This is a genomic window from Agromyces terreus (genome assembly GCF_009749465.1).
In the GTDB taxonomy this organism is placed as follows: domain Bacteria; phylum Actinomycetota; class Actinomycetes; order Actinomycetales; family Microbacteriaceae; genus Agromyces; species Agromyces terreus.
Genome location: NZ_WBIS01000002.1, coordinates 22,707 through 35,091 on the forward strand (window position 1 = coordinate 22,707; position 12,385 = coordinate 35,091).

The window sequence follows — 12,385 nt, forward strand, 5'->3', positions numbered from 1 at the left end:
GCTCAGGACGCGTAGGAGCCGACGAGCCGAACGGCGCCGCCGTCGACGCCCTTGGCGCCCTGCTCGAACCCGGTGAGGTCGCGGGAACCGACGGCGACCTCGCCCACCTGCCAGGCGGGGAGCCCGAGCGCGGCGAGCGCGGAGACCACGTCGGCCGAGGCATCCGCTGCGACGACCGCGAAGAAACCGATGCCGAGGTTCCACGTGCCCTCGGAACTCTCGAGCGTGGAGCCCGCGAGCGCGCTCAGCGAGCGGAACACGGGAGCGGGCGACCACGAGGAGCGGTCGACCTCGACCCAGGATCCGAGCGGGAGGACGCGCGCGAGGTTCGCCGCGATGCCGCCGCCGGTGACGTGCGAGAGCGAGTGCACGGCCGAGCCGAGCCGCTCATCGGCGAGCAGGCTCACGAGCGGGCCGGAGTACAGCCGGGTCGGCTCGAGGAGGGCCTCGCCCCAGGTGGTGCCGAGGTCGGCAGCGGCATCGGTGTAGGTCAGGCCGGCGCCGGCGAGGATGTGGCGCACGAGCGAGAAGCCGTTGGAGTGCAGGCCGCTCGACTCGATGGCGAGCACGACGTCGCCGTGCTGCACCCGCTCGGCGCCGAGCAGGCGGCCGGCCTCGACCACGCCCACCGCCGCGCCTGCGACGTCATAGTCGTCGACGCCCATGAGCCCCGGGTGCTCGGCCGTCTCGCCGCCCACGAGCGCCGTGCCCGTCTCGGCGCACGCCTTCGCGATGCCGGTGACGATCGACGCGATGCGGTCGGGAACGACCTTGCCGCACGCGATGTAGTCGGTCATGAACAGCGGCTTCGCACCCACGACGACGATGTCGTCGACGACCATGCCCACGAGGTCCTGCCCGATGGTGTCGTGCTTGTCGAGCGCCTGCGCGATCGCGATCTTCGTGCCGACGCCGTCGGTCGAGGTCGCCAGCAGCGGGCGATCGTACTCCTTCACGAAGGAGAGGTCGAAGAGGCCCGCGAAGCCGCCGACGCCGCCGAGCACGTTGGGACCGTGCGTCGCGGCCACGGAGGCCTTCATGAGTTCGACGGCGAGGTCGCCTGCTGCGGTGTCGACTCCGGCAGCGGCGTAGGACGAGTTCGCGCTCACCCGTCAAGGGTACCCGGCCCGCGGCATCCGCCCCGCCGCGTTCGCGCGTCCTACCGGGCCGCGGACGGCGCACGCGAGTAGTATTCGGCCATGCAGCCGGGAGGCACACCCTCGTGGGTGATCCGAGAGAACGCGAGTCGGCCGGTCCTGCTCGCCCTGTACCTCCGCGCGGTCATGGGCATCGCCTCGCCGGTCGAACTGCCGCGGATCCGCGATGTCGGCAAGGTGGGCTCCGGCCTCGCGATCGACCAGCACGATCTGCTCGAGCGCCAATGGCGCGACTGGTGGGCGATGACCGTCGAGCCCGAGGCGCATCCGTCGGCCGTGCCGCTCGAGCTCGTCGACGCCTACGGGACCGAGATCGCGCTCCCGGTCTCGGGCGCCGAGGTGCTCGCCGGCGCGATCGTGCCGCACGCCGAGGCGGCCCGCGGCTGGGCGGAGTGGTCGCAGGGCACCTACCGCACCGCCTCCGCCGCCAGGAGCGGCGACTCGTACCGCGCCTACGCCGGCACCATCGCCGAGCACGAGCGAGAGGTCGGGCGCCGGGCCCACTCGTTCGAGCTGAACGTCGAGGTGCTGCCGCTCGCCGAGACGGGCGTCTGGTGGATCGGCGAGAAGACGGTGGCCGTGACCGATTCACTGCGATCGGATGCCGCCGCCTTCGACGACGCGATCCACCCGATCATCGCCGAACTCGCGTAGTCGGTCGAGGAGCGAAGCGTCTCGAGACCTCCGCTGGTCTCGAGACGGCGCCGGGGCGCCTCCTCGACCGGCGGGCTCGGCGCCTCCTCGACCGGCGGACGCAGCGCGGCATGCGAGGATCGAGCGCATGAGCATCTGGTTCGGCGAGCCCTCCGTGGAGTGGGCGAACGCACGCTGCGAGGGCACCGCGATCCGATCCCTCGGCATCGAGATGACCGAGGTCACCGACGAGGCGTTGAAGGGGCGCATGCCCGTCGACGAACGCACCAAGCAACCCGGCGGCGTGCTGCACGGCGGGGCATCCGTCGCCCTCGCCGAGACCCTCGCGAGCTGGGGAGCGAGCTTCACCGTCGACCCGGAGCGGTTCTACTGCGTCGGCATGGAGATCAACGCGAACCACGTGCGCCCCGCCGCGAGCGGGTGGGTGCACGGCGAGGCGCGCCCCATCACGCGCGGGCGCACGACGCAGGTCTGGGACATCCGCATCACCGACGACGCCGGCAAGCTCGTATGCGTGTCGCGCTGCACGATGGCCGTGCTGGCCAGGCCCTCCGAATATTGACCGCACAAGACCCCTCGATGCTCAGCTGAGCAGCAGCCCGCATCCAGCAGGCTCACACGCGCGCATGTGGGAGGATTGACGCGTCCGCTCGGACGCATCCCCCCACCTTCGAGGAGCCATCGCTCGCATGTGCGGCATTGTCGGAATCGTCTCGACCGAACCCGTCAACCAGCAGGTCTACGACAGCCTGCTCCTCCTGCAGCACCGCGGGCAGGATTCCACCGGCATCGCCACCGCCGACGGGCCCGTGTTCCACATGGCGAAGGCGCGCGGGCAGGTGCGCGAGGCGTTCCGCACGCGCGACATGCGCTCGCTCATGGGCAACATCGGGCTCGGGCACGTGCGCTACACCACGAAGGGCGCCGCCGAGCGCGAGGAGGAGGCCCAGCCGTTCTACGTGAACGCGCCGTACGGCATCATCCTCGTGCACAACGGCAACCTCACGAACACGCGCGAGCTCAGCGAAGACCTCTTCCGCATCGACCGCCGGCACGTGAACTCCACGAGCGACACCGAGATGCTGCTGAACGTGCTCGCCACCGAGCTGCAGGGCCAGATCACGGGCCTCGACCTCGACCCCGACCAGATCTTCACCGCGGTCGAGCAGGTGCACGAGCGCGTCGAGGGTTCCTACGCGGTCATCGCGCTCATCGCCGGGCACGGTCTGCTCGCCTTCCGCGACCCGTTCGGCATCCGCCCCCTCATCCTCGGCCGTCGCAGCACCGCCTCCGGCAAGGACGAATGGATCGTGGCATCCGAGTCCCTCGTGCTCGAGAACGGCGACTACGAGATCGTGCGCGACGTCGCCCCCGGCGAGGCGATCTTCATCACGCTCGACGGCGAGATGATCTCGAAGCAGTGCGCGCGCAACCCCCGCCTGGTGCCCTGCGCGTTCGAGTACGTCTACCTCGCCCGCCCCGACTCCGTCATGAACGGCATCTCGGTGTACGAGGCCCGTCTGCGCATGGGCGATCGGCTCGCCGACACCGTCAAGGCGCACATGCCGCTCGGCGACATCGACGTGGTCATGCCCATTCCCGACTCGTCGCGGCCCTCGGCCATGCAGGTGGCGCAGAAGCTCGGCATCGAGTACCGCGAGGGCTTCTACAAGAACCGCTACGTCGGCCGCACCTTCATCATGCCCGGGCAGTCGGAGCGCAAGCGGTCGGTGCGCCAGAAGCTGAACGCCATGGGCACCGAGTTCCGGGGCAAGAACATCCTCATCGTCGACGACTCGATCGTGCGCGGCACGACCTCGCAGCAGATCGTCGAGATGGCCCGGGCGGCCGGGGCCAACAAGGTCACGTTCAGCTCGGCGGCGCCGCCCGTGCGCTTCCCGCACGTGTACGGCATCAACATGCCCTCGCGTCAGGAGCTCATCGCGCACGGCCGCAAGATCCCCGAGATCGCGGCCGAGCTCGGCGCCGACCACATGATCTACCAGGAGGTGGCCGACCTCCAGGCGGCGATCACCGAGGGCACCTCGATCGACGCCCTCGACCTCTCCTGCTTCACGGGCGACTACGTCACGGGCACCGTCACCGACGAATACCTCTCCTGGGTCGAGCAGACGCAGCTGAGCTGATCCGGGCCGGGCTCGAGGCATCCGGATGCCTCGAGCCGACGAAGCACGAAGGCCGCCCCTCACCGGGGCGGCCTTCGTCGTGCGGGGGTCGCGTCAGCGGGACTCGTCGACGCGGTGCGCCGCTTCGTGCTCGACGGCGACGGATGCGGCCCGCTTGGCCATCGACCGATCGAACGCGAGGGCGACGAGGGCGCCGAGGCCGAGGCCGATCGAACCGCAGATGAGCAGGAGGAACCCGAAGACCTGACCGCCATCGAAGCCGAGCTGGTCGACCTCGCTCTGCATGGGCGTGAACGCGAGCGTGAGCACGAGCGCGACGACCGCGCCGAGCGCGACGCCGAGGATCATGAACCGCCCGAACTTCGGTGCTCGGCGCACGGTCACGGTGTCGCTCGTGACCTCGGTCTCGATGACCGGTTCGGATGCCGTAAGGGGCTCGGCTGCGGCCGACTGGGGCGCGACGGGCCGGGCTGCTGCGGACTGGGGCGTGGCGCCGGGCTCGCTCGCGTCGGATGGGGTGGGGGCGTTGCTCACCCCTCCATTCTCGCGCACGTGCCTGAGCGCGCGATCACCGCCGCGGACCGCGCCGGGGCCGCCGATCCGATGACGGATCGACGGCCCCGTCGAATGCGGGGGGGGTCAGCCCTGTTCGGCCGAACGCCGGGCACGGAGGACGACCACCGCGATGACGGCGAGCAGGATCGCGACCAGGGCCGCGATGAGCGCCCACACCCACCAGGCGGGACCGGCCTGGCTCGTCTCCGCGGCGGCCGCAGCCGAGTCGCCGTCGCTCGTCGCCTCGGCTTCCTCGACCTCGTTCGCCTCTTCGGCCGTGGCGGCCGTGGCGACGCAGTCCCCCGAGACCGTCGCGGTGAACGAGACCGGGTCGAGCTGCTCGCCCGCCGGGTAGGTGCCGAATGCGGCGGAGCCGTCCTCGGTGAGCACCGCGGTCGCCTCGCCGGCGAGCACCCCGCCGCTCAGCGTGACGCCGTCGGCGAGCTCGAGCTCGGCGAAGCGCACCGACTTCAGGTCGATGGGCTCGCCGTCCTGCGTCGTGCCCGCCACGTCGAGCAGCAGGATCGCGCCGCCCTCGCCGTCGAGCTCGATCTTCGGATTCGAGATCGTCGTGTCGAGCTCGCCGTCATGGCCCGTGAACTCGACGGTTCCGGGGTACACGACGACGCCGCGGCCTGACTGGCCCAGCGAGCCGCTCGCACCGGTGAAGGCGAAGACGCCGCCCTCCTCGGTCACGCCCGCGACCGTCCAGTCGCCGTTGGCGATGCCGCTCGTGAGATAGCTGCGGAACGACTCCTTGAAGCCCCAGTCGAGGTCGCCCGCGCTCACCTTGCAGACGCCGGCCTTCTCGGCCGGAACCGTGAACTGCACGCCGACGTCGGTCGAGCCCTGGAAGGTGAGCGTGTGGACACCGGGCTCGAGCGAGGCCGGGATGCTGCCCGTCCAGGTGACGTTCCCCGCGGCATCGGCCGAGAGGTCGTCGGCGAGCACGATCGGCGTCGAGTACACGACGGCCGCGATGCCCGCTTCGCCCGACTGGAACCCGCCGGCGGTCACGCTGACGACCTCGCCCGCGCCGAGCGCCTCGAGCGTCGCCGTGTCGAGGACGATGCCAGTGGTGGCCGGGGGCGCCGAGGGGATGTCGCGTGCGGTGCTCCGGCTCACGGCGGCCGCCGTGACGACCGTGCCGCTGTCGCCCGCGGGTGCCGCGGCGGGGGAGCCGATGACCGCGGTCAGCGGAGCGAGCGCCTCGCCTGCGCCGTAGAAGCCGTTGAAGGCGGACGCGCCCGCGGCGAGCAGCGTCACGGGGGCGTTCGCGAACCGGGTCGTGCCGTTCGCCGTGCTCTTCGCCGCGGCGCCGAGGTCGACGCTCGCGAGGTCCACCCGCGAACCGTTGACGGCGACGCTGAGCACACCGGAGGTCGAGGAGACCACGCGCAGCACCGGGTCGGTGAAGGTGAGGTCGAGCACACCGCCGTGACCGCGGAAGTTCACGGACCCCGAGTAGTCGGCCGTGCCGCGGCCGGTCCGTGCGTCGTAGGTGCCGCCGGCCTGGCCGAACTGGAAGGCGCCGCCCGAACGGGTCGCGCCGCTCACGGTGACGCTGCCCTTCGCGATGCTCCCGACCACGTAGTCGACGAACCGCTCCGAGACGCCCCAGCTCAGCGAGCCGCCGGCGACGACCGGGGTGGGCGTGACGACGGGCGGCGTCGTGGGCGTGGTCGGCTTGGACGGCCCGACCGGCGGGGTGACGGGTCCGCCGGGCTCCACGGCGCCGGAGGCGACCGTGATGGGCACGAACGCGTCGAGGCTGCGGTCGACGACCGAGAGGCCGTGCGCCGCGGAGGATGCCACGACATACCCCTTCTTCGCGTCGAACTTCCCGGCGGCCACGGTCAGGGTCGTCGTGAACGCGCCGTTCACGATCTGCTGCGGCATCACCCAGCCCTGCGCGAGCCAGCCGTCCGAGACGAGCGGACCGTCGCCGGACCAGATGTCGTCCTGCCCGAGGAGCACGTATGCGCCGCTCGCCGCGCCGGCGCCGACGTAACCGGTGCCCGAGATCGTGAATGTGTTCGCGACCGTGCCGTCGATGTCCTCCGACGGGGTCACCGTGAGCCGCGGGCCGGTGGGCAGGGGCTCTGCGATGGCGATCGGCGCGAACGCGTCGAGGCTGCGGTCCGTGATCGAGAGCGCGTGCGCTGCGGACGACGCCGCGACGTACGTCTTCGAAGGGTCGAAGGAGCCCGCCGGAACGGTGAGCTTCGCGGTGAACGCGCCGTCCACGATCTGCTGCGGCATGACCCAGCCCTGCACGAGCCAGCCGGTCGACGGCAGCGGGCCGGTGCCGTTCCACACGCCCGCCTCTCCGATCAGCACGTAGGCGCCGCTCTTCGCGCCGGCGCCGACGTACCCGGTACCCGAGATCTCGAACGTGTTCGAGACGGTCGGGTCGACCCCGGTCGACGGGGTCACCGTGAGCTCCGGATCGATGACGGGGGTCGGTGCCGCGAACGTGACGGCGACCTTCGCGTCCTGGCCGCGATCCTGCATCGCGGTGTGGTTCGCGATCGTGTACACCGCGGTCGAAGCACCCTTGGACGTCACCAGGAACTGCGTCGTGAACGACCCGTCAGCCTCAAGCTTGACCTGCGTCGACGTCGTCGGATTCGGCGACACCTGCTTGGCCCCCGCCGTGCACCCAGCCGAGATGAACGAGAACGACACGCTCTCCAACGGCACATCCGTGCACAACGTCAAATACATCGCCTGCGCCGGATTGTAGTTCCGACCCGTGACCGTGACCGTCTCACCCTCAGCAGCAAGACCCACCGACTTCGACAACGACAACACCGGCTTCGCGGGCTCTGAAGGCTCCTCGGTACCGGGTTCCTCCGTACCGGGCTCCTCGGTACCGGGTTCCTCCGTACCGGGCTCCTCCGTACCGGGCTCCCCCGTACCGGGCTCCTCCGTACCGGGCTCCCCCGTACCGGGCTCCCCCGTACCGGGCTCCCCCGTACCGGGCTCCTCCGGAGCGGCCGCGTAGACCACGGCGGTCGTCGTGTCCTGCGTGAGGTCGCCCATCATGCCGCCGCCGTGCGCGCGCGATGTGAACACGGCCAGTCCGGTTTCGCCGGCGGCCGGAACCACGAGGTCGAGGGAGAACGACCCATCGGCCGACATGGGAGCGCGGGTCGCCGTGGTCTCGAGCCCGATCGCGACCCAGACGGTGCCGGATTCGGAGATGCCGGCGCTGTAGAAGCCGGCGGCCGAGGCCTCGCCGACGCCGACATAGATGCCGGTGGCGTCGCCACGGAATCCGGTGCCCGTGATCGTGACGGTGCCGCCCTCGACCGGCGCCTCGGTGACGGTGACCGACGGCGCACCGTCGGCGAAGGCCGGGACCGCAGCCGAGAGCGAACCGCCCACGGCGAGGACGGCGGCGAGGACGGCCGCGAGCCAGCGACGGCGATTCGGACGAGCTCGCCCCGCCTCGGGCGGCGGGGCTGTGGGCAGTGAGGACGTCAAGACGCGGGACCTCCGGGTCGGCGCGCGAGCACGACGGAACCACGGGTTCCGAGGCGAAGCAGCGGGGGTGAGGATGCCTGAAGTTAGGTTAGGCTCATCTAACATAAGCGGACGAACACTCACCGCGCAAGGTGAGGTAAGGCTACCCTCAATATGACGAAACTTCGAAACGCGCGCGCCGGAGTGACGGCGCTCGCTGCGCTCGCGACGCTGTGCCTCACGGGGTGCGCGGTCGGCGCGAACGCCGGCAACGCCGGTACCGCCGAGGCCGAATGCCCCGGCGCCTCGACCCCGTTCGACGGGCTCGAGCTCGCCGCCGACGTGCGCACCATCGACGGGCCCTCGACGGCCTGCCTCGCCGACACGAGCCTGCCGATCATCGCCTCCGACGAGGCATCCGCCGTTCCGCTGACCGTAACCGGCGCCGACGGCGTCGAGGTCACCGTCGACTCGACCGAACGCATCCTGCCGATCGACATCACCGGCACGATCGCCGCGACCGTGTTCAGCCTCGGGCTCGGCGACCACGTGGTCGGCCGCGACTCGTCGACCGGGTTCGCCGAGGCATCCGATCTGCCCGAGGTCACGCAGGAGGGCCACACCCTGTCGGCCGAGGCGGTGCTCGCACTCGACCCGACCGTCGTCATCACCGACACCACGCTCGGGCCCCGCGACGTCCTCGCGCAGTTGCGCGACGCCGGCATCCCGGTCGTCATCGTGACCAAGGAGCGCAGCGTCGAGAACATCGGCGAACTCGTCGACCAGATCGCCGGCGCCCTCGGCGTGCCCGAGCGGGCGGCGCTGCTGAAGTCGGCCATCGACGCCGACCTCTCGTCGGTCACCGACCCGATCAACGCGACGATCCCGGCGGATCCCGCCGACCGCCCGCGCATGATCTTCCTGTACGTGCGCGGCAGCGCGAACGTCTACTACCTCTTCGGCGAGGAGTCGGGCGCCGACTCGCTCATCGACGCCGTCGGCGGGTTCGACGTGGCCGGCGAGATCGGCTGGGAGGGCATGCGCCCCGTCACCGCCGAAGCGCTCGTGCAGGCCGCGCCCGACGTCGTGCTCGTCATGACCGAGGGACTCGCCTCGACCGGCGGCGTCGACGGCCTGCTCGAACGACTGCCCGCACTCGCCTCCACCCCGGCCGGCGAGCACCGCCGCATCGTCGACATGGCCGACACCGAGGTACTCGGGTTCGGCCCGCGCACGCCAGCGGTCGTCGACGCGCTCGCGCGGGCGGTCTGGGCGCCCGACACGGTGGCCGCGGCATCCGCGGCAGGCGGCACCGACGGCGACGCCGCGACCGGCACCGCAGACGGCGACGACGGCGACGACGGATGACCCGGCTCGCCCCCGCGACCGACGCCGGCACCGCGGCATCCGCACCATCTCCCGCTCACCGCTCGACGCGGCGGCGCATCGCACTGTTCACCGGGCTCTCGGTCGCGCTCGTCGTGTTCGCGCTCGTGTCGGCGGGCATCGGGCAGCTGCAGATCCCCCCCGCCGAGGTGTGGAACAGCCTGCTGCGCGGCCTCGGCCTGAGCGACGCGCCGGCCGCCGCGCCGCACGTCGACTCGGCGCTGTGGACGATCCGGTTCCCGCGCATCGTCGCCGCGATCCTCATCGGCGCGGCCCTCGCGGTCGCCGGAACCCTCATGCAGGCCGTGTTCGCCAATCCGCTCGCCGAGCCGGGCGTCGTGGGCGTCTCGTCGGGTGCGGCGTTGGGCGCCGCCGTGACGATCGTGTTCGGGCTCACCGCCACGAGCGACTGGGTGACCGCGGGCGCCTCGTTCCTCGCCGGACTCGCGACCACGATGCTCGTCTACCTCTCGAGCCGCTCGGGCGGGCGCACCGAGGTCGTCACGCTCGTGCTCACCGGCATCGCGGTGAACGCGTTCGCGGCCGGCGGGCTGGCGCTGCTCACCTTCCTCGGCGACACCGCCAGCCGCGAGGAGATCATCTTCTGGCAGCTCGGATCGCTGAACGGATCGCGCTGGCAGGAGATCGGGGTCATCGCCCCCCTCGTGCTCGTCTCGCTCGTGTTCGCCTTCGTGCTCGCCCGGCAGCTCGACCTCTTCTCGCTCGGCGAACGCAGCGCCCGCCACCTCGGCGTGAACGTCGAGCGCGTTCGCATCGTCACGATCGTGCTCGTCGCGGTGCTCACCTGCGCGGCCGTCGCGTTCGCGGGCATCATCAGCTTCGTCGGCCTCATCGTGCCGCACCTCATGCGCATGGTCATCGGGCCCGCGCACCGCGGCCTCATCGCGGCGAGCGCGCTCGGCGGCGCCCTGCTGCTGCTCGTCGCCGACCTCGTCGCCCGCACCGCCGTGCCCATGGCCGACCTGCCGATCGGCATGCTCACCTCGCTCGTCGGCGGGCCCTTCTTCTTCTGGCTGCTGCGTCGCCAGCGCACGGGCGCCGGAGGGTGGCGATGAGCGGCATCGGTCTCGGCGGCCACGGCGCCGAGGTGCGCACCGGCGGCCTCGTCGCCGAGCACGTCACGGTCGCGATCGACCGCGCGACCCTGCTGACGGATGTCTCGTTCGCCGCGATCCCCGGGCGCGTGCACGCGCTGCTCGGCCCGAACGGCGCCGGCAAGTCGACCCTGCTCGCAGTGCTCGCGGGCGACCGCACCCCCACTTCCGGATCGGTCTCGCTGCGGGACCGCCCGCTCGCCGACTGGCCGCTGCGCGAACTCGCCCGCACGCGCGCCGTGCTCACGCAGGAGCACAGCGTGACCTTCTCGTTCCGCTCGCGCGAGATCGTCGAGATGGGCCGTCACCCCTGGCCGCGCACCCCCGCCGAAGACGACGACGACCGCGAGATCGAGCGGGCCATGGCGGCGACGGATGTCTCGCACCTCGCCGACCGCCCGGTCGCGCACCTCTCCGGCGGCGAGAAGGCGCGCGTCGCGCTGGCCCGCGTGCTCGCCCAGCGCTCCCCCGTGCTGCTGCTCGACGAACCGACCGCGGCGCTCGACCTCAAGCATCAGGAGGACGTGCTTCGCCTCGCCCGTGCGCAGGCGGCGGCCGGCGACGCGGTCGTCGTGGTGCTGCACGACCTCAACCTCGCCGCGGCGTACTCCGACGAGATCACCCTGCTCGAGCGCGGACGCGTCGTCGCCCACGGCACCCCCGCCGAGGTGCTCACGGCCGACCGCATCGAGGCCGTCTACGGCCAGCCCGTCGACGTCGTCGAGCACCCCCGCTCGGGCGTGCCGCTCGTGCTGCCGGTGCGGTGACGGCGCAGACGCCCACGACGGCCGGCGCCGGGGCGGACACCGACGGTGGTGCCGCGGTTCAGCCCGGAGCGTCGATCGCGGTCTGGATCCTGCGGATGGCGTCACCGAGCACACCCGACGCGAGCAGTCCGGAGCCGAGCGGCCCGGCGGAGTCCGTGCCGAGCAGCGGCAACCGCCGCAGCGCCGCCCGCGTCTGGCCGGTGAGCAGCTCGAGCTGCCGGGCGATCTCGTCGTCGAGGGCGTCCGGCCGGTCGGGCGCGGCGAGCGCCGCCGCCTTCGCCGCGTAGGCGGCCGCGCCGAGCGAGTGCGCTCCCATGTGCGCGACCCCGGCCGCCTGCGCCGCCGCCCTGGCCGCGGCGACGGCCGCCGGCGCGGTCACCGCCTGCGCCGCACGGCCCGCCACGAATCGGGTGCGGATCTGGCCGGCGGCATCGAGCTCGCCGCGCGCGTAGGCCCTCGCGCGGGCGATGCCGTCGCGGGGGCGATCGTCGTCGGGCGCCTCGGCCTCGAACAACGGCAGGACGCACTCGGCGCAGTCGGCGGCCCAAGCGGCGACCAAGCGGCGGTCGCGTTCGTCGAGCGTCTGCGGGGAGAGCATGCCAGCAGCTTGCCACACGTCGCGCCGCCCGGCCGGGCTCGACCTCAGCCGCGGAGCACGGGGAGCAGTCCCTCGAGATCGGCTCGCTGGCCCGATGCGTGCACGCGGCCGGCTTCGCGGGCGTCGGCCCAGGAGACGGCCCCCGTGGCCAACGACAGCCAGGTCGCGGCATCCGTCTCGATGACGTTGGGCGGGGTGCCGCGCGTGTGCTTCGGGCCCTCGACGCACTGCACCGCGGCGAACGGCGGCACGCGCACCTCGAGGGTGCCGCCGGGCGCGCGCTCCGCGAGGAGTTGCAGCGAGTACCGCACGGCGAGCGCGAGCGTCGCGCGGTCGACCGGGGGCGGTGCGGATTCCGCGGAGCGGTCGTCGCCGACCGCGCCACCGGATGCCGCCCGCCAGGCGGCCACCGCCGCGCGTCCTTCGTCGTCGCCGATCCTTGCTCTCGCCATGCGACCATCCTCCCGCACCCCGCCGTCACGGGCCGTCGCGCGGGGTTCGCGGCCCGGGCGGCAGGCGGTCGATCGGGTAGCCTGAT

At 72.3% G+C, this 12,385-nt stretch carries 11 protein-coding genes; 6 read left to right on the forward strand and 5 right to left on the reverse strand.

The features are described 5' to 3' along the window. Positions 1-2: 2 nt before the first annotated feature. Positions 3-1,109: a phosphoribosylformylglycinamidine cyclo-ligase gene (gene purM, locus GQQ92_RS05265; RefSeq protein ID WP_156998205.1), complete on the reverse strand. Its 1,107-nt coding sequence runs from the start codon at positions 1,107-1,109 to the stop codon at positions 3-5. 90 nt (positions 1,110-1,199) lie between these two features. Here purM and GQQ92_RS05270 point away from each other — a divergent pair, with 90 nt between their 5' ends. The 3 genes from GQQ92_RS05270 to purF all read left to right on the forward strand — a co-directional run bounded on the left by GQQ92_RS05270 (position 1,200) and on the right by purF (position 3,958). After that, a complete protein-coding gene (locus GQQ92_RS05270) occupies positions 1,200-1,811 on the forward strand; it encodes a zinc-binding alcohol dehydrogenase (protein ID WP_156998206.1) in 612 nt (203 codons plus the stop codon). Between the two features lie 127 nt (positions 1,812-1,938). Then, on the forward strand, positions 1,939-2,373 hold the full coding sequence (locus GQQ92_RS05275; protein ID WP_156998207.1) for a hotdog fold thioesterase: 435 nt from the start codon (positions 1,939-1,941) through the stop codon (positions 2,371-2,373). Positions 2,374-2,500: 127 nt separating this feature from the next. Continuing rightward, on the forward strand, positions 2,501-3,958 hold the full coding sequence (gene purF / locus GQQ92_RS05280) for an amidophosphoribosyltransferase (RefSeq protein WP_156998208.1): 1,458 nt from the start codon (positions 2,501-2,503) through the stop codon (positions 3,956-3,958). A gap of 93 nt (positions 3,959-4,051) precedes the next feature. Here purF and GQQ92_RS05285 read toward each other — a convergent pair whose 3' ends face one another. Continuing rightward, positions 4,052-4,492, reverse strand: coding sequence for a hypothetical protein (locus tag GQQ92_RS05285; protein ID WP_156998209.1), 441 nt, complete (start codon positions 4,490-4,492; stop codon positions 4,052-4,054). 105 nt (positions 4,493-4,597) lie between these two features. Continuing rightward, entirely contained in the window at positions 4,598-8,002 is a 3,405-nt protein-coding gene (locus GQQ92_RS05290; RefSeq protein WP_156998210.1) for an HtaA domain-containing protein, read from the reverse strand. A 153-nt stretch (positions 8,003-8,155) separates the two neighbouring features. On the opposite strand from GQQ92_RS05290, the gene GQQ92_RS05295 reads away from it, so the two are divergent. The 3 genes from GQQ92_RS05295 to GQQ92_RS05305 are packed head-to-tail and all read left to right on the forward strand — an operon-like array spanning position 8,156 to position 11,249. Beyond that, the gene (locus GQQ92_RS05295) at positions 8,156-9,349 is read left to right on the forward strand and encodes a heme/hemin ABC transporter substrate-binding protein (RefSeq protein ID WP_156998211.1); all 1,194 of its coding nucleotides are present in this window, start codon (positions 8,156-8,158) and stop codon (positions 9,347-9,349) included. Then, complete coding sequence (locus GQQ92_RS05300) at positions 9,346-10,443, forward strand: FecCD family ABC transporter permease (RefSeq protein ID WP_156998212.1); 1,098 nt, start codon at positions 9,346-9,348, stop codon at positions 10,441-10,443. The genes GQQ92_RS05295 and GQQ92_RS05300 overlap by 4 nt, the downstream gene beginning before the upstream one ends. After that, positions 10,440-11,249: a heme ABC transporter ATP-binding protein gene (locus tag GQQ92_RS05305; protein WP_156998213.1), complete on the forward strand. Its 810-nt coding sequence runs from the start codon at positions 10,440-10,442 to the stop codon at positions 11,247-11,249. The genes GQQ92_RS05300 and GQQ92_RS05305 overlap by 4 nt, the downstream gene beginning before the upstream one ends. A gap of 58 nt (positions 11,250-11,307) precedes the next feature. Here the strand turns inward: GQQ92_RS05305 and GQQ92_RS05310 are convergent, their stop codons facing one another. Further along, the gene (locus tag GQQ92_RS05310; RefSeq protein WP_156998214.1) at positions 11,308-11,847 is read right to left on the reverse strand and encodes a putative immunity protein; all 540 of its coding nucleotides are present in this window, start codon (positions 11,845-11,847) and stop codon (positions 11,308-11,310) included. Between the two features lie 44 nt (positions 11,848-11,891). Beyond that, the gene (locus tag GQQ92_RS05315; RefSeq protein WP_156998215.1) at positions 11,892-12,299 is read right to left on the reverse strand and encodes a sterol carrier family protein; all 408 of its coding nucleotides are present in this window, start codon (positions 12,297-12,299) and stop codon (positions 11,892-11,894) included. Positions 12,300-12,385 lie beyond the last annotated feature (86 nt).